Genomic DNA, 16639 nt, shown 5'->3' on the forward strand with positions numbered 1-16639 from the left:
CGGGGCAAGGCCGTTTGGCGCATCATGGCGGTGTGATCGCTTTCCGATGTGGGCAGTGCCGAACCGAGCTCTCCGCGCCGGTGATCGAGGTACCGCTGCCGCCCGCGAGCGAGACGGTGGCCCCGTACGAGGTGGGCCCGGACGAGGAGTGCCCGCCGAGGTTGGCGCCGGGGACGTTCGCCTATGACCCGGAGCCGTCGCGCTTCTCGCGGGTGTCGGCCGGTGAGGGCGCCGAAGCGGTCTGGCTCCCGGGCGGGCCCAGGATGAGCGTGGTGCTGAGTCCCGGGGATGTCCGGGGGGTCGAGCCGATCCTGGACAAGGGCCGTCGCGAAGGCTGTTGCGGACCGGACGGTATGGCCGGGGCCAACCTCGCCTGCGCGGGGTGCGGTGCGGAGGTCGCCATCGAGACGGCGGACTGCTGGACCTGGCAGGACGTCGTCCTGGATCCCCGTCGCGTCGAAGCCGGCCCCACGCGACGCGGGACGAGCAGCACTTCCCGGTGACCCGCCGCTGTGCGTCGGGCCGCCCCTGCGGGCCCGAGCCGTGCCCGCGGTCTCGGGCCCGCAGCAGCCGTCAGGCCCGCCCGCGCCCGGCGGCGGGAACCTTCAGTTCCGGACCGGAGCCCAGGAAATCCTCGAAGGTCCGCCCGTGCGGGTGCGGGGCGGGAGCCAGGTGCAGGCCTCGCCGGTATGCCGCTCCCACCCGGCCCGGCACGGGGAGGGGCAGCAGCGCCCGCCGCTTGCCCGTGTGACGCAGATAGAGCCTGGCCATGTCCGCCATGGTCAGGGTCTGCGGCCCGGGCAGGTCGGGGACACGGCCGGCCGGTCCTGCCGGGACCAGGGCCGCCATCCGCGCGGCCACTTCGGAGGCGTCGACGGTCTGGAAGCGGGTGCCGGCGAGCACGGGCATCACGGGCAGCTTCGCCGCCTGGTGCAACGCGTAGTGGACGATGTCGTGGAACTGGGCGGCGCGCAGCACGCTCCAGGGCAGCCCCGAGCCCTCGATCAGCTTCTCCGTCTCGTACTTGCCCCGGTAGTACGGCAACGGGTGCCGGTCCACGCCGATGATCGAGGCGTACACCAGGTGGGGCCGCGTTGCCTCCGCCCGGCCGAGCAGCATCCGGGTCCCCTCGAGATCGCCGGTGGCGCTCCGGCCGTCGGTGGCGCAGTGGACGATCGTGTCCACGCCGCTCAGCGCCTCGCCGAGACCCTCGCCCGTGACGAGATCGCCTCGCACCCACTCGGGCTCGGCCGCGCCGGCCGCCGCCACGGACCCGGTGTGCTGTTCCTTCCTGGAGAGGATGCGCACCCGGCAGCTCCGCTGGAGGAGGATCCGGACGATGTGGCCTCCCAGGTTCCCGGTACCACCGGTCACGAGGACTGTCTGATTCATGCTGCTGTCCTGATCTGGCAGAGGGCTGCCTTCGTACAGCCCGATACCGGCTTGGACCGGACAGCGCCGCCGGATGTGACAGGGGCGAGTGCGACCGGGGGCGGACGGGAAGCGGGCCGGATACCGCAGCAGCGCCGCTTCTCCGCGGACCGGCGGGCACCGGCCGCCGGGACTCAGCGTCGCCGCGACAGCAGCGAGCTCAGGAAGCCGCCGGCCCCGCCCGTCCCATAGGGCCGGTTCCAGCCGAGGGGGAACGGAGCCCGGTCGGGCACCTTGAGGTTCGTGGAGTCCTCGCAGGCCAGGACGGCGCGCATGCTCGAGCGCACCTGGCGCAGGAACTGATGGGTGACGGGCTTGGGAGCCAGCAGCCAGTCACGGCACGGATTGGTCACCCAGTCGGCGAAGTTCTCGTTGTTCCAACGGAGCCAGGGCATGTCCGAGTGCAGCAGGTAGAAACCGTAGTCCAGCTCGTGCAGGGACTTCATGACCTGCTGGAGCCCCTCGGTCCTGGCCACGCGCGGCAGGAACTCCACCACGATCCACGGCCGGAAGCGCGCGATGGTCTCCATGGCCCCTTCGAGGACCGCGGCTTCGTACGTCTCCACGTCGATCTTGATGAGGTGGGGGCGGGTCGAGTGTTCCTCGGTGAAGGCGTCGAGACTGGTGACGGGCACTTCGATGGTCGCGATGTGCTTGCGGAACCGTGGGTTGAGGGAGTTCGACGTCTCGTGCTTCGAGATGTAGAGCTCAGTCGTCCCCGTCTCCCGGGAGACCGCGTACGGGTGGAGCGAGAACCCCAGCCGGTTCCTTTCGAGGATCTCCTTGCACACCGCTGCGGTCGTGGGAGTGGGTTCGAAGGCGTGCACGTGCAGGTCCTTCTTCCCACGGCCGAAGACGGCGTCGATGGCCGCGGAGTACAGACCGATGTGCGCACCCACGTCGTACACGTCGGAGCCGGCGGGGGCCTGGCGGGCCAGCGTCAGCAGGGTCGCCATGGTCACGGGTTCGTACCCGGCCAGCCCGTGCTCGTTCAGAATGCGCTGCACCCCGGTCTGCGCCGGGTTGCGCACGTCCAGGGCGCGAGGATACGGACCGGACTCTGCGATCACGTCTGGCATGTGCGGGAGGGTGACGGCGAGGGGCACGAAGACTCCGGGGTGCGTTGCGTGCGGACAGGCTTTCGGGACTCGAGGGATCGGCCGGAAACGGGGTTGAGCGCGCGCGAGCGGTATGCATGAGGATCTTGCCCCAGGCAGATTTCCACATTAACTGCTGCCCGTCCTGGTGCCATCCCTTTGCCGGAGAACCGTTCCTCATTCACCCAATGGGTGCGGGCGACGGAGGTCCGCGTTCCGGAGCCCCGCCGCCCCGGCCGACCGCTCGGGACGGTTCCGTCCGGCCCCTCCCGCGCCCGCGCTGATCGGTTCGCCTCCAGCCCCTTGGCCAGGGGTGATGTCACGCCGGCCGCCATGCGGCTGCTGTACCAGGGGGTGCGGTGACGGGACGGGTGCGATTGCTACGGGAACGTCTCCGTGCCCGGTTCGCGAAGGGCGTCCGGAGTGGCATCCGGATGAGGACCCATCCGGCGGTACTGCACATTCCGGAAGGATCGGACCGGCGTGACGCCCCTCGCCCGGCCATTCGATACACCCCTTATATGTCATTCATCCCGTGCGCCGACATGCCAAGAGTCCGGTGCGCGACTCGGTACGGGGAGTGACGCCTGCTGGCGAGAATCGCGCGCCCCGAGACGAGACCTGTCCGGAGAGCGCGCTCGCCCGGCCGTTTCCCGGTCAGTGCTTGAACGCGCTCACGTTTCCCGGCTCGGTCTCCAGCGCCTCTTCGGTTGAACACGAGCATGCCGAGGAAGAAGAGCCCGCCCACGAGCAGCAGACCGACCACGATCACCAAGCGGACGAGCGCCTCCGCAGGAGCCGCCGGCACGAACAGCGAGACGAGCGACCAGACCAGCGCGGCGATCGCGACCGGCAGCTCGTAGCGCCCGAGGTCGAACGCGCCCTTCCGGCGGTCCAGCCGTCGGCGCACCGCCAGGTAGAGGACGACGGTCGCGCAGTAGATGAGCGCCGGGAGGATCGTCGATGCCGTGATCGGCTCCGGCAGTGCGTCACCCGGCAGCGCGACCCTCAGGACGACGCCCACGCCGAAGACCAGGACCGGCGCCGGGACCGGCGTCTGCGTGCGTGGGTCGACCCGCAGCATCAGCCGGTGGGCGGGGAAGCGCGAGTCGCGCGACATGGCGAAGACGATCCGCGAGCATGCGGTCATCACCACCATCCCGGCTCCGAAGAACGCGAAGGTGATCGCGACCAGTAGCGTTCCCTCCATCACCGGACCGAGCTGATCACGCATGATCGCTGCGACGGGCGAGCCGCTGGCGGTCACTCTCGGGATGTCGTCGATCGCGACGGTGAGCGAGACCAGGAAGAGCATGCCCAGCACCCCGGTGGCAACGACGGATGTCACGATCGCACGGGGGACGCTGCGATAGGGATCCTTGGCCTCCTCGGCCAGGTTCGCCGCTGCAGCACGTCGTCGTACGTGGCGAAGACGCCGACCGCCACCGAGATGAACGCGAACGAGATCGCGAACACCTGGAAGGGGCCGAGCGTACGTTTCAGTTCCTGCCGGTAGCCGCCGAGCTCGACGGAACTCTCGTCGGTCTGCTCGCCCGCCGCAGCTTCCGCCACCTCGGTCACCTCGCCTTCCATCGGGCCCGTGCGGCCACCACCACCCATGTGGGCACGGCTGCCGGACCGGCGCACCCGAGACATCCCTCTGCGAAGCCCTCGGTCCGGCGACGCGCCCCCATCCGCAGTGCGGACGCAGGCGGTGGCGCTCACGCAGCACCCCCGTGTGAGTGGGCCCGCGGCATCCGGCCCGATTCCGCCGTACGGCCGCATCTTCCGTCAGCCCCGACAGCGAGCTCGCGGCCGGCTCCAAGGGCTGCCACCTGGCCGGCTGACGGCTCACCCGAGCCGGCGTGAACGCGGAAGACACCGCCGTTGCAGGGTACCGACGGCTTCGGCAACCAGGCGTGACGGCCGTTGATGATCATGCTCTGGCAAAGGACCGTCGGTGAGAGTCCAGCGCGTGCGGATGCGGCTCGTGTTCCCGGTCGCGACCCCGTGCCCGCGCACTCGTCAGGGACAAGGGCGGCCCGTCCGGAAGGTGGTGGTGGCCGCGGCGATGACGGCGTCCAGACGGTCCCGGGTGTCCACCAGGGTGCCGATCCGGGTGTCGATGCGGTCCCGCTCGGCCGACAGCCGTTCGAGCAGCTCCGGTGTCACCTCGCCGGTCACGACGCACGGCAACAGCTCCACGATCGACCGGCTCGGCAGTCCTGCCGCGTACAACTGCCGGATCAGCAGGACGCGGTCGACCGCGTTGTCCGCGTAGTGCCGCTGCCCGCTGGGGCTGCGTTCGGATGCGAGCAGGTGCTGCTCCTCGTAGTACCGCAGCGCTCGCACGCTCACCCCCGTTCTGGCGGCGAGTTCCCCGATGCGCATCACATTCCCCTTGCCTCTGACGTCAACGTCAGGTCTTAGCGTGACCGATGTACGGGCCTGGGGCCAGAGAATCCACGAGAGAAGGACGAGATGCCGTACGACGGTTACACGGGACTGCGGGTGGCGCTCGATGCGGGCGTTGCTCGTGTCACGCTCGACAACCCGCCGGTCAACATGCTCGACGCGACGCTCATCAATGAACTGCACCACTTCGTCGGAGCCGTTCGCGAGGACGAGCGGGTGCGCGTGATCGTGGTGCAGAGCGCCGACCCGGACTTCTTCGTCGCACACGTCGACCTGGGCTTCATGCTCGAGCCGGAGACTTTCGCGGAGCTGGCCAACCCAGGTGCCGGGACCGGCGGCGACGAGTCTCTGATCAACCCGATGCAGAAGCTGATGCTGCGTCTGCGCGCGCTGCCACAGGTGACGATCGCCAAGCTCACCGGGCGTCTTCGCGGCGGAGGCAACGAGTTGGCGATGGCACTCGACATGCGCTTCGCGGCCAGGGGGCGGACCTGGCTCGCCCAGCCCGAGACCCGGATGGGCATCATCCCCGGCGGCGGCGGCACCCAACTGCTGCCCCCTCTGATGGGCCGCGCCAGGGCTCTGGAGGTGATCCTCGGCGGCAACCTCTTCGACGCCGAGGAAGCCGAGCGCTACGGCTGGATCAACCGCGCACTGCCGGCAGGGGAACTCGACGGCTTCGTCGACACCCTCGCCCGGCGCATCGCGGTGCTGCGCCCGGAACAGATCACCGCGGCGAAGGCGGCGGTCGGGGCCGCGGCCACCAGCGGGAGCCTGCTGGAGGGGCTCGGCGAGGAGACCAAGGCCCTGGGCGGGGTCTACCCGGCACCGGATGCCGTGGTCGAGCGCATGCGAGCCGCCGTGGCTGCCGGCGCCCAGACCCGCGAGGGCGAACTCGACCTGGAGGCCTCACTGGACCGTATCGTCTGAGCCTCACGCGGCTCACCGGGTGCGCCCTGGTCACGGACACCTGCGGGTCCGGATTCCGCCCACCCGACCCGGCCGGCCGCCCCTAATGGGAGGCGGCCGGGTCGGTCGCCGCCCCGTGTGCCGGGCGGGAGGCGCTGCACCGCGGGGACGCGACCGTGCCGGTTCGCGTGTGAGGCGCGCTCATCCGGTCGTGGACGCCCGCACGGCTCGCGGCGCCGGCCTCCCCAGAGTGAGATCCGTGCGTGATGAAATCGGGAATGCCTGCCAGATGTGCTGTGCGCCCCTGACCAAGGCGAAGTGGGGTCGTCCGGCCCTGTACTGCTCCCGGAGTTGCCAGGGGCGGGCCTATCGGCAGCGCAAGCAGGCCCCTGACGCGACGGCGCCGTCCGTGACGCAGTCGACGGACGCCCGGGCCCGCAGAAGGCTCGTGATCGCCGAGGCGGTATGGCGCATCGCGGCGGAACACACGGGCTGCACGCCGCGAGCATGCGCAGGATCGCGGACGAGGCCGGAGTGTCCCTGCGTACGGTCCAGTACCACTTCGACGGCAAGCACGCCCTCCTGATCGATGCCCTGCGCCTGCTGCACCAGGAGAACGAGCGACTGGCCAGAGCACGCATATCGGTCGACCCTGCGGATCCGCGCGGGCTCCTGCGGGCGCTCCTGGACGAGTTCCTGCCGCTGGACGGCCAACGGGCGCTGACGCTCCGTGTGTTCGCGGCGTACTACGCCCGCAGCCTGACCGACCCGGCGCTCGCAGCGGTCTTCCTGGCGGCCGACCATCCGCTCGGGCGACTGGTCGCGGACATCATCGCCGGGGCGAGCACGGCCGGTGCCACCGCGGTGGGCCTGCACGCGGGCCACGAGGCGGACCTGCTGGTGTCCGGGGCCATGGGGCTGGGCCTGGACGTCCTGCACGAGCGTCGCTCACTGGCCGACGTACGAGCGGTACTTGACTACCATCTGGCCCGGATCTTCGCCGGCGAGTCCTCCCGCCCCGAGCCCGCCGCCTCACCCGGAGCCGGTCCGCCCGCGGTGCTTCCGGCGGTTCCCGCGGACTTCGCCGGCCTGCCGCAGGGCCGTGACTGCCTGTAGGGACGGTGGCTGACCCGGGGAACGGCGCGCGGCGCCGGCCGGAGCACACCGGTCCGGCACCGCCACGGTCCGGCCCTTTCGTGGCCTCGCGTCGCCGACGCGGGAGGCGCGCCCGCGGCGCCACACCGGCCCGCATCCCGCCGGCGGCCGTTCCGGCGCCGACTGCGACGTGAACCGCCCGAGGTCACGAGGGCCGGTCGCGCTGTGTCATGATCGGCCCATGGGTACCAACGTCTTCTTCGACATCGAGATCGATAATCAGCCCGCCGGTCGGATCGTCTTCAAGCTGTACGACGAGACCGTGCCCAAGACCGCCCGCAACTTCCGGGAGCTGGCCACCGGCCAGAACGGCTTCGGCTACGAGGGCTCCGTCTTCCACCGTGTCATTCCGCAGTTCATGCTCCAGGGCGGCGACTTCACCAGGGGTGACGGCACCGGCGGCAAGAGCATCTACGGAGCTGCGTTCGAGGACGAGAACTTCCAGCGGAAGCACGACAGGCCGTACCTGCTGTCCATGGCGAACCGCGGCAAGGACACCAACGGTTCGCAGTTCTTCGTCACCACCGTCGTCACCCCCTGGCTGGACGGCAAGCACGTCGTCTTCGGTGAGGTCGTCGAAGGCACCGAAGTGGTGGACGCCGTCGAGAAGCTGGGTTCGAACACCGGCCGGACCAGCAAGACCGTCAGGATCGCCGCGGCCGGCGAGATCTGAGACGTCCGTCTCCGACCGCTCCACCCACCCGATCGGCTTCCCGTGGGACTCGGCCCGGGCGCCCGCCGTCGCAGGTGACCGGGTGGGTGCCCGTGAGGAGTGCGCCCGTCGGAGGAAGTACCCCCGTGTGCTTTCAACGGACGGCGGCACCGGGCCCGGCACTGGTCCCCGAGGACCGGAGCGCTGTGGCGCGCCTCGCGCACCGCGAGCGCCGAGGGCCCTAGCGTCACGTCGGACGACCCCGTGACGGGGCGTCGGACGACGTGGCGCAGGGAGCCCTCATGCCGAACACCATGTTCCGCGGAGCGCTGGGGTGTACATCCGCCCCACGGGCACGCGGCGAGGGGAAACGGCGGCGGGGCCGGCCATGGGGCCCACTGGCCTCGCTGCTCGTGGTCCTGGCCGCCCCGGCCGCCCTGACCGGCACCGCAGGGGCGGTGGACGGAACGGAGGCCGACCACCGTTCCGGCAGCCTCGCCTACGTGACCAACCTCCATGCGGACACCGTGTCGGTGATCGACACCCGCACCGGCACGGTCGTGGACACCGTTCCCGTGGGCGTCGGACCCAACAGTGTGGCGATCACCCCTGACGGCTCCCGCGTCTACGTCACACAGTCCGCAGCCGACACGGTGTCGGTGATCGACACCCGCACCGGCACCGTCGTGGACACCGTTCCCGTGGGCGACGAACCCAACAGGGTGACGGTGTCCCCGGACGGCTCCCGCGTCTACGTCTCCAACACCCGTGCGGCGAGCGTCTCGGTGATCCGAACGTCGACGAACACCGTCGAGGGCACCATCGAGGTCGGCACCTTCCCGCTGGGCCTGGCGGTACTGCCGCACGGTTCCAGGCTCTACCTCGCCACCGCCGGCGAGAACAGCGTGGCGGTGATCCGGACCGCCGGCCACGAGGTCGTCGACACGGTCCCGGTGGGCAGCGGACCCACCGGCCTGGCCGTCACTCCCGACGGATCCCGCGTCTACGTCACCAACCTCGACTCCGACGACGTCTCGGTGATCGACACCATGAGCAACAGCGTCACGGACTCCACCGACGTCGGTGACGGGCCCGCCGGGGTGGTGATCCTTCCCGACGGCTCCCGCGTCTATGTCGCCGACGTCGGGTCGGGCGACGTGTCGGTGATCGACACCACCACCAACAACGTCACGGCCACCGTCCCCGTCGGCACCGGGCCCACCAGCGTCGCTGCCGTACCGGACGGATCCCGCGTCTACACCACGGTCTTCGACGAGGACAGCGTTTCCGTCATCGACACGGCCACCGACACCGTCGTGGACACCGTCCCCGTCGGTGACGGACCCACCGGCATCGCGATCACCCCGAAGAGAAGACACCACACCACGCTGCCCTCACCGTGGTGCGTCACCACCGACGGGAGGGGAGGCGACGCCGACTGCCGGCCCGCGCCCCGGGAGCAGCGGCATCACCGACGGATTCACTGACGGCCGGGTTCCGGCCCGGTCCAGTCGGCCACGCTGCCGCACGCCTCGTGGCCCTCCGGGCCGGCTGGCACCCAGCGCGACGGCGCGTGGGCACCACTCACCAGGCGGCCGCCGGCGGCGAGCGCCGCGGCTGTCCGCTTCTCGGCCTGATCCCACCACGCCCGGACGTCGACGCGGTCATGCGCTCACCACAGCGTCCAGGTCCGGCAACTCCCCTCGGTCATCCGGTCGTTAGCCGGACACCTACCTCAACTCCAAGCAGGTACAGGACGTTTGCCATGCGTATCGAGCCATGAGGCAACCCACCCATCTCGGTTGTCGTCCTCCGGGGCGAGGGGGCCCCACTCGTCCGGGGTGTCCCGACATGACCGATGATGAGGAAAACCACTGTGATACGTGTCACACGCGTGGTGGCCGCCGCGATGGCGGTACTCACGCTGACAGTGGGGTCGCCGGAGCCGGCTTCCGCGCAGCCGTCCCCCGGTTCCCCGTCCGCATCGCCGCCGGGAGGGGGCGACGGGGGCCTCCCGGAGGGGTGGCGGCTCTCCGGCGCGGGCGCCTCGAGGGAGCTCGTCTGGACCTCGCCGAAGCCCGTGCCCATGGGCGACGCCCGCGTCGAGTTCTACGCCGGGGACCGGCTGCTCGGCCGGCCCGCGGCGGCACCCGACGGGCGTTCGTTCCGGCTGACGTACAGGGAGCGGCGCCTCGGGCGGACCGAGGACCTGCGGGTGATGGCCGGCGGTCGCCGGCTCGACACGGCCGACGCGTCCCCCGTGCCGGCCCCGCACGGCCGGCCCTTCGCCGCGCCCCAGCCGGAAACCCCCCTGCCCGCCAACCGGATCGACCCTGGCGTGCCGGGCCGCTACCGCACCGTCACCGGCGAATACGCCCTGAAATCCGTGCGGTTGCCGGGCTTCCCCCAGCCGGTGGAGATGCGCGCCACCGTGGTCGGGCCGACCGACGCTCCCGGGAAGCGCCCCGTCGCGCTGTTCCTGCACGGCCGCCACTACACCTGCTACGGCACGGACGGCCGACAGGGCGGTGCGTGGCCGTGCGAGCCCGGCACCAAGCCCGTGCCGAGCCACCAGGGCTATCTGCGCACCCAGAAGCTCCTGGCCTCCCAGGGCTACGTCACCCTGTCCATCGCGGCCAACGGCATCAACGGACAGGACCACCTCGCCGAGGACGGCGGAGCGCAGGCCCGCTCGTCCCTGGTCCGGCTGCACCTCGCCCGGTGGGCGGACTGGGCCGCACACCGCTCCGGCGCGCCGAAGCCCGTCCGCGCGGTCTCTCCGGCCGATCTGTCCCGCGTACTGCTCGTCGGCCACTCCAGGGGCGGCGAGGGAGTCAACCGGGCCGCGCTCGACAGCCTCTACAAGCCCCCCGCCGACGAGGACGGTCACCGGGGCCGGGTGCGCTGGAAGATCCGAGGCAACGTCCTGATCGGTCCCACCATCTTCGGGCAGAACCCGGTCCCCGACGTTCCCTCCGTGACCATCCTCCCCGGCTGCGACGGCGACGTCTCCGATCTCCAGGGCCAGACCTACGTCGACGGCACACGAGGCGTCAGCCGCGGCACCGCGCTGCACAGTGCCGTGTACATGGTCGGCGCGAACCACAACTTCTTCAACAGCGAATGGACCCCGGGACAGGCCAAGGCGCCGGCCGACGACGACTTCGGGCCCGGAGAGACGCCCGACCCGGTGTGCTCGCCGGGCAAGAAGTCCCGTCTGACCGCCACTCGGCAGCAGGCCGCGGGCGCCACGTACATCGCCGCCGCGGCCCGGCTGTTCCTCGACGGCGACGACCGGGTGCGTCCGCTGCTCGACGGCTCCGGCCGGCGCGCCCCCTCGGCCGACCCGGCACGCGTGCTCACCCACGCCGTCGGCGCCCGGCGCACGCAAGCCTTCCTGCCGGGCACGTCCGTCACGGTCACCGGCGGCAAACTGTGTGCCCAGGTCGACTCCCGCGAGCCCTGCCTGCCGCCCGACGCGGTCGGACGGTCCCCGCACTTCGCCATCTGGGAGGCGTCGCCGGAGCCGGACCGCAAGTCCGTGGCGCTGAAGTGGTCCGGCGCGGGATCCGTGACCGCGGTGCGCCCCGCACGACCGGTGTCCCTGACGGGCGCGGAGGCCCTGGCACTGCGTGTGTTCGTGCCGCCCAACAGCACCGGCACCCAGCTCGACGTCGCGATCGTCGACGCCTCGGGACGACGCGCCCAGCTGGGCCGCGCCCGTGTCGACGGACTGCCGGGAAGCGACCGCACCGCCTCCCACTGGGCGCGCGAGGTCCGTGTGCCGCTGTCCGCCGCCGTACGGGCGAAACTGGACCTGAAGCGGGTCAAGGCACTGGAACTGACGCCGCGCAGCAAGTCCGGACGAGCCTGGCTGATCGACGCCTGGGGCTGGCGCCCCGGCACGCCGGCGGTGACATCCGGCGAGCTGTCGCGCGTCGACATCGGCAGGCTCAAGGTCAAGGAGGGCAACTCCGGAGTCCGCACCTACCGCGTTCCGGTACGGGTCACCGGAAAGGGCAGCGGCCTGGTCCGGGTGTTCGTCGCCAAGCCGGACACGGACGAGATGACGAGCCGGACCGTGGCGGTGCGCCCGGGCGGCAATGACATCAACGTGTCGTTCCCCGTGCGCGGCAACACCCGATACGGCTACGACGCCACGCACACCGTGTTCGTCAAGGCGATCCGCGGTGCGGTCGTCGGCTCCTACAGCGGCGGCGTGGTCGCGCAGAACGACGACCCCATGCCCAGGATCACGGTCAAGCCCGTCGCCGACCGGGTCACCGAAGGCCGGGCGCTGACCTGGAAGGTGTCGTTGTCGGAGGCCGCCGACGCGGAGATCATGGGAGAGTTCCAGTTCCTGCCCGTCCGCGGCGGGACGGAGCTGTCCACGACGGACGTCGACCGGGCCTGGCTGGAGGGCGCACTCGGCGCGTCGCCGAGCCCGTCCCGGCCGCTCTCCCGGCTGAACGAACGTCCCTCCGTCGCCGTCTCGGTCGATCCGGGCACGCTCGGCACCGAGGTGACCGTGCCCACGGTCAAGGACCGGGTGCACGAGCCCGAGGAATCGCTGCGCGCACAGTGGTTCACCTACGACCAGTCCTGGGAGCTTCAGCCGGGGCCGGTGGTCACCGGCACCGTACGGGACCCGTCGTAACGCGGTACACGCGAATCACCGTGCCGATGTGACACACCGGTCCCGACGGGCGACCGGTGTGTCACCCAGGCGCCTCGGCTCTTTTCTTGGGACCTGTCCGCCCGATCATGCAGCCGCCTCATGACCGGGGCGATTCGCGACTGGCCTCGCGGGATCGACGGGTGCGGGCCAATTCAGGTCGACGTCTGGACATCGCCACCGCCATCGATGGGGTCGCGGACGCCTCGTTCAAGGCGGCTGAGGCGCGGTCGGGGTGGTTGCGTGCTACGAGAGCAGTTCGAAGGTGACGTGCGGGGACAGGGCGCGCAGGAAGTCGAGGGCGTCGAAGACCTCGCCCGCGGCCGCGACACCGACAGTGCGGATGCGGTCGGTGAGGACGCGTTCGAGGGCTTCGACGACGAGGGGGGCCGTGACGGCGTAGATGTCCTGCCCGTGGGCCACCGCGCGGCGCTCGGCGCCGCCGAGCCGTACCACCGCGTCGACGAGGAAGGTCTGGCCGGACCGTCCGCTCTCGTCGGTGGCGGCCGGCGCCGGCGTGCCGGGGGCCGCGATGTCCTGGACGGCATTGGCCGTCATGTAGGTCGTGACCTCCGGGATGGAAAGATGGCTGGGCACGGTCACCACGTCGGCCATCGTGAACTCCCCGATCACGGGCTGGGGGCCCATCGGCTGCGGGAAGCGCCATTCAAGGGTGGGCGGGGCGTCGGTGCGGTACTCCCACTGTCCGCCGGTGTAGCGCAGGCGTCGCTCACCGCGCCGCTCCCGGGAGACCGCGCCCGAGAGGCGCGTCCCCGCGGTGGGGTGCCAGCTGCTCAGGCCGTAGGCGATGTGTGCTTCGTCGGCCTCGTTCCAGTCGCTCATGGCCGCGGTGGCCAGCAGGTCACCGAGGCCGCCGAAGAAGGCCATCGCGGGGACGACGACCGCGCCGGCGTCCCGTGCCCGGTCGGCGAAGTGCACGAAGGTGTCCATGTTGGCCTCCAGTTCGGCCGCCACGTCCAGGTACGGGATCTCGGCCCGCAGGGCCGCTTCGATCACGGGGGCGGTCGTCGAGGCGAAGGGCCCGGCGCAGTTGATGACGGCGGCCGTACCGGCCAGCGCGCGATCGAGCGAGTCCGGGGCGTCCACAGTCGCCGGGCGGGCGTCCAGACCGGTCTCGTCCGCCAGCTCCTTCAGCTTGCCGGTGTCGCGGCCGGACAGCACGGGGACGAACCCCCGCTCCATCAGCTCCGTCACCACGAACCGACCGGTGTGCCCGTACGCGCCGAACACCGCCACCGTCTGACCCGATCCCATGAACCCGCTCCTCCGCACCGAGTGTTCCGCGGCGGATCCGTGTGATCCGCCGCGCTCCGTCATGACGATCCTGGCGCGGAGGAACCCTCCACACGAGTGTCTGGAACGACACGACCCGTACACTTCCGGACGTGACCACTGTTGCCCTGGCCATCACCGACGGCATGCTGCATTTCGAACTGTCCCTGGCGATCGAGGTCTTCGGCGCCGACCTGACCCACATAGTCGACCCCTGGTACGACTTCGCGCTCTGCGGCCCGAGCGCCGTCCGGGTCGGTCGCTTCCGGCTGGACCCCGACCACGGTCTCGACCACCTCCAGCGAGCCGACACCGTGATCGTCCCCGGATGGGCCGACGTCGACCGGGACCCGCCGGCCGAGCTGGTCGAGGCCGTGCGAGCGGCCCACGAGGCGGGGGCCCGCGTGGCCTCTCTGTGCACGGGCGTCTTCGTGCTCGCCGCCGCCGGCCTCCTGGACGGCCGGCGCGCGACCACGCACTGGGCGCACACCGAGGAGCTGACCAGACGCCACCCCCAGGTCACGGTGGATCCCGACGTCCTCTACGTGGACAACGGCAGCGTGCTCACCTCCGCGGGCAAGGCCGCTGCCATGGACCTCTGCCTGCACCTGGTGCGCCTCGACCACGGCTCGGCCATCGCCAACACGATCGCCCGGCGCCTGGTCGTCCCTCCGCACCGTGACGGAGGCCAGGCCCAGTTCGTGACCACTCCGGTGCCCGCCCCCGGCAACCATCCGCTGGCCGGCCTGTTCCCCTGGGTGCTGCAGCGCCTCGACCAGGCACTCACGGTGGAGGACCTGGCCCGTCAGGCCGGGATGAGCTCGCGCCACCTCGGGCGCCACTTCAAGTCGGTCACCGGCACCACCCCACTGCAGTGGCTGCTCACCCAACGCATCCGACATGCGCAGGAACTGCTCGAGACCACCGACGACACCGTCGACACCATCGCGACGGCCACCGGCATGGGCACCGCCACCACCCTGCGCCGCCACTTCGCCCGGACGGTCGGCATCCCACCGGACACCTACCGCCGCACCTTCCGTACCCAATCCCGCCCCGGCCCGCGCGCCGTCGGGCGACACCACTACTGATGTCTCGTCAGTTCGGTGGATGTGGACGGAACCCCCGGGGATCCGGTGGTCGCCATCCGCACCTCGCCCAGAGGCGAAGCCCTGTCCTTCGACCCGTGGTCGGGCGTACGACCACCCCGTCGTCGGGGGTCGAAGCCGGCTCCGCCTCTGCCCGTCAGAACCGAAGCGGTGGGGGGCGGACTCGAAGGGTCGGCGAAGGCGATCTCGCCGTGCAGGTGGAACAGCGCTGGCTCAACATCGGCACTGCCCTGGCCGAGGCCGGAGACAGCTTCGACGACGTGGCGAAACTGACCGTCCACGTCGTCGACTGGACTCCAGACAAGATGCCCCTGCTCATGGAGGGGATCGGCCGGGCGGCCGCGAAGCTCGGAGTCACCGCGTCCCCGCCGGCCACACTGCTGGGCGCCGCAGCGCTGGACGTCCCCGAGCACCTGGTCGAGATCGAAGCCATCGCCGTCCTCGACTGAACGGGGTTCCGTACCCGGTTCCGCCACGGAGGCGGTGCGGGCCGCGCGGTGGCGGGCCCGCACCGGTCAGCGGCCCGCAGCCGGCCGCGCGGCTCATCTGCCTCGCGCCAGCTCCCGTTCGGCGAACGCGCGGAAGCCGTGCGGCGGGCGGCCGGTGATGCGCTGGACGGTGTCGGTGGTGCGGTCCTCGGCTCCCTCGGCGATGGCGCGGTCCATGCCGGCCAGCAGGGCGGCGAACTCCAGTGATATGGCGGGGGCCAGACGGTCACGTATCTGCTCGTACGTCAGGTGGCGGTGGACCACGGGGCGTCCGGTGACCTCCGTGACGATGGCGGCTACGTCGTCGTGGCTGAGCGCCTCCGGGCCCGTCAGGACCAGGTCGGTATTGGGCGCGGCGTCGTCGGTCAGGGCATGGGCGGCGACGGCGGCGATGTCGTCGGCGTCGACGAAACCAACCCGTCCGGCGCCGGCCGCGGTCAGAATGACTCCGTCCTCGCGGATGCTGACGGCGTGGGCGTGCGTGCCGGTGAAGTTCTGCATGAACCACGAGGGCCGCAGTACCGCCCACTCGTCGAACAGGCCGGGCAGGGCCTGGTGCACCGCTCCCACCGCCGGGCCGCCCTCGGGGATGGCCGAGGAGCCGAGGAGCACCGCGCGGTGTACGCCGGTGGCGCGGGCACGGTGGAGGAACGGCAGCATGACCGCGGCCGGGTCCGGGTCGCCCAGTGGCGGAATGAGGTAGACGCGGTCGGCGCCGGCGAGCGCCTCGTCGAAGGTGGCGGGGTCGTACCAGTCGAAGCGGACCGGTTCGGCGCCCGGCAGCGGGGTCGCGCGGCGGCCGGCGGCCCTGACGCGGTGCCCGGCGGCGATCAGCCGCGCGGCGGTACGGCTGCCGGTGGTGCCGGTGGCGCCGATGACCAGGGTGGTGGCGGTGGTGGTCATCGGGTGCTGCTCCCGGTGAAGTCCATGCCGGGTTCCTGGACGGCGAGGGGGTTCCAGTAGTCGCGATAGGAGGTGAAGCGTCCGTCCTGGGCGGTCACGACGGCGATGTAGGTCATGTCGAAGGGGGCGCCGGTCTTCACGAGACGGCCCACGCCGCGCATCTCGACCACGATGGTCTCCGGGGTGGTGGTCCGGTGGATCCGCAGGTCGGGGAAGTCGTGCAGGTCGATGTGGCCGGGATAGTCGCGCATATAGGAGGCGATGGCCTCCCTGCCCTCCAGGCGCCGGGGCCGGCCCGGGGGAGCGAACGGGAACTCCATGCTGCCGTCGTCGGCCCATAGCCCGACCCAGGCGGGAATGTTCTTGTCCAGCAGCAGTCGCAGGCTGTGGCGGTACAGATCTTCCGGTGGGGTGTCCGTGCGCATGAGTTACTCCCTCGCGTACCATGCGGACCAGCGGTCCGTTTCGATTAAAGATACGGACCGCCGGTCCGGATCGCAACTGGAGGAACC

Annotated in this window: 15 protein-coding genes and 1 pseudogene; 8 read left to right on the plus strand and 8 right to left on the minus strand. The window is 71.2% G+C overall.

Features of this window, described 5'->3' with window-relative positions; genetic code table 11:
- Window positions 1–32 precede the first annotated feature (32 nt).
- On the plus strand, window positions 33–503 hold the full coding sequence (locus ACZ4Z5_RS29235) for a hypothetical protein (RefSeq protein ID WP_468268191.1): 471 nt from the start codon (window positions 33–35) through the stop codon (window positions 501–503).
- Window positions 504–573: 70 nt separating this feature from the next.
- On the opposite strand, the gene ACZ4Z5_RS29240 is transcribed toward ACZ4Z5_RS29235, so the two are convergent.
- The 5 genes from ACZ4Z5_RS29240 to ACZ4Z5_RS29260 form a co-directional block, all read right to left on the minus strand.
- Window positions 574–1392 (minus strand): SDR family oxidoreductase, encoded by an 819-nt coding sequence (locus ACZ4Z5_RS29240; RefSeq protein WP_468268194.1) that lies wholly within the window; start codon window positions 1390–1392, stop codon window positions 574–576.
- 173 nt (window positions 1393–1565) lie between these two features.
- Window positions 1566–2510: an FkbM family methyltransferase gene (locus tag ACZ4Z5_RS29245; protein ID WP_468268196.1), complete on the minus strand. Its 945-nt coding sequence runs from the start codon at window positions 2508–2510 to the stop codon at window positions 1566–1568.
- Window positions 2511–3045: 535 nt separating this feature from the next.
- Window positions 3046–3876: an amino acid permease gene (locus ACZ4Z5_RS29250; RefSeq protein WP_468268199.1), complete on the minus strand. Its 831-nt coding sequence runs from the start codon at window positions 3874–3876 to the stop codon at window positions 3046–3048.
- Complete coding sequence (locus ACZ4Z5_RS29255) at window positions 3873–4109, minus strand: hypothetical protein (protein ID WP_468268202.1); 237 nt, start codon at window positions 4107–4109, stop codon at window positions 3873–3875. Before ACZ4Z5_RS29255 ends, ACZ4Z5_RS29250 begins: the two co-directional genes overlap by 4 nt.
- A 444-nt stretch (window positions 4110–4553) precedes the next feature.
- A complete protein-coding gene (locus ACZ4Z5_RS29260; RefSeq protein ID WP_468268205.1) occupies window positions 4554–4919 on the minus strand; it encodes a MerR family transcriptional regulator in 366 nt (121 codons plus the stop codon).
- A 90-nt stretch (window positions 4920–5009) separates the two neighbouring features.
- On the opposite strand from ACZ4Z5_RS29260, the gene ACZ4Z5_RS29265 reads away from it, so the two are divergent.
- From ACZ4Z5_RS29265 to ACZ4Z5_RS29285, 5 genes are all read left to right on the plus strand, one after another.
- The gene (locus tag ACZ4Z5_RS29265) at window positions 5010–5873 is read left to right on the plus strand and encodes an enoyl-CoA hydratase/isomerase family protein (protein ID WP_468268208.1); all 864 of its coding nucleotides are present in this window, start codon (window positions 5010–5012) and stop codon (window positions 5871–5873) included.
- Between the two features lie 486 nt (window positions 5874–6359).
- A complete protein-coding gene (locus ACZ4Z5_RS29270; protein WP_468268212.1) occupies window positions 6360–6968 on the plus strand; it encodes a TetR/AcrR family transcriptional regulator in 609 nt (202 codons plus the stop codon).
- Window positions 6969–7188: 220 nt separating this feature from the next.
- A complete protein-coding gene (locus tag ACZ4Z5_RS29275; RefSeq protein ID WP_468268215.1) occupies window positions 7189–7680 on the plus strand; it encodes a peptidylprolyl isomerase in 492 nt (163 codons plus the stop codon).
- A 281-nt stretch (window positions 7681–7961) separates the two neighbouring features.
- Entirely contained in the window at window positions 7962–9146 is a 1185-nt protein-coding gene (locus tag ACZ4Z5_RS29280; RefSeq protein ID WP_468268218.1) for a YVTN family beta-propeller repeat protein, read from the plus strand.
- A gap of 389 nt (window positions 9147–9535) precedes the next feature.
- Entirely contained in the window at window positions 9536–12316 is a 2781-nt protein-coding gene (locus ACZ4Z5_RS29285; protein ID WP_468268221.1) for an alpha/beta hydrolase family protein, read from the plus strand.
- 264 nt (window positions 12317–12580) lie between these two features.
- Here ACZ4Z5_RS29285 and ACZ4Z5_RS29290 read toward each other — a convergent pair whose 3' ends face one another.
- The gene (locus ACZ4Z5_RS29290; RefSeq protein WP_468268224.1) at window positions 12581–13609 is read right to left on the minus strand and encodes a saccharopine dehydrogenase family protein; all 1029 of its coding nucleotides are present in this window, start codon (window positions 13607–13609) and stop codon (window positions 12581–12583) included.
- 131 nt (window positions 13610–13740) lie between these two features.
- Between ACZ4Z5_RS29290 and ACZ4Z5_RS29295 the strand changes: the two genes are divergently transcribed.
- Both ACZ4Z5_RS29295 and ACZ4Z5_RS29300 read left to right on the plus strand, forming a co-directional pair.
- Window positions 13741–14718 carry a helix-turn-helix domain-containing protein gene (locus ACZ4Z5_RS29295; RefSeq protein WP_468268227.1) on the plus strand — a complete coding sequence of 326 codons (978 nt, stop codon included), beginning with the start codon at window positions 13741–13743 and terminating at the stop codon, window positions 14716–14718.
- A gap of 188 nt (window positions 14719–14906) precedes the next feature.
- Window positions 14907–15185 (plus strand): annotated as a pseudogene (locus tag ACZ4Z5_RS29300) (RidA family protein); the annotation flags it as partial.
- A 93-nt stretch (window positions 15186–15278) separates the two neighbouring features.
- Here ACZ4Z5_RS29300 and ACZ4Z5_RS29305 read toward each other — a convergent pair.
- Window positions 15279–16127, minus strand: coding sequence for an NAD(P)H-binding protein (locus ACZ4Z5_RS29305; RefSeq protein WP_468268231.1), 849 nt, complete (start codon window positions 16125–16127; stop codon window positions 15279–15281).
- Window positions 16124–16552, minus strand: a complete 429-nt coding sequence (locus tag ACZ4Z5_RS29310) for a nuclear transport factor 2 family protein (RefSeq protein ID WP_468268234.1) — start codon at window positions 16550–16552, stop codon at window positions 16124–16126. Before ACZ4Z5_RS29310 ends, ACZ4Z5_RS29305 begins: the two co-directional genes overlap by 4 nt.
- Window positions 16553–16639 lie beyond the last annotated feature (87 nt).

The organism is Streptomyces sp. NPDC030222 (assembly GCF_055573115.1).

Excerpts from the sequence above, each read along its gene's own strand:
- ACZ4Z5_RS29240 (WP_468268194.1), bottom strand. The coding sequence starts at position 1,392 with ATGAATCAGACAGTCCTCGTGACCGGTGGTACCGGGAACCTGGGAGGC.
- ACZ4Z5_RS29245 (WP_468268196.1), bottom strand. The coding sequence starts at position 2,510 with ATGCCAGACGTGATCGCAGAGTCCGGTCCGTATCCTCGCGCCCTGGAC.
- ACZ4Z5_RS29260 (WP_468268205.1), bottom strand. The coding sequence starts at position 4,919 with ATGCGCATCGGGGAACTCGCCGCCAGAACGGGGGTGAGCGTGCGAGCG.
- ACZ4Z5_RS29265 (WP_468268208.1), top strand. The coding sequence starts at position 5,010 with ATGCCGTACGACGGTTACACGGGACTGCGGGTGGCGCTCGATGCGGGC.
- ACZ4Z5_RS29270 (WP_468268212.1), top strand. The coding sequence starts at position 6,360 with ATGCGCAGGATCGCGGACGAGGCCGGAGTGTCCCTGCGTACGGTCCAG.
- ACZ4Z5_RS29275 (WP_468268215.1), top strand. The coding sequence starts at position 7,189 with ATGGGTACCAACGTCTTCTTCGACATCGAGATCGATAATCAGCCCGCC.
- ACZ4Z5_RS29280 (WP_468268218.1), top strand. The coding sequence starts at position 7,962 with ATGCCGAACACCATGTTCCGCGGAGCGCTGGGGTGTACATCCGCCCCA.
- ACZ4Z5_RS29290 (WP_468268224.1), bottom strand. The coding sequence starts at position 13,609 with ATGGGATCGGGTCAGACGGTGGCGGTGTTCGGCGCGTACGGGCACACC.
- ACZ4Z5_RS29305 (WP_468268231.1), bottom strand. The coding sequence starts at position 16,127 with ATGACCACCACCGCCACCACCCTGGTCATCGGCGCCACCGGCACCACC.
- ACZ4Z5_RS29310 (WP_468268234.1), bottom strand. The coding sequence starts at position 16,552 with ATGCGCACGGACACCCCACCGGAAGATCTGTACCGCCACAGCCTGCGA.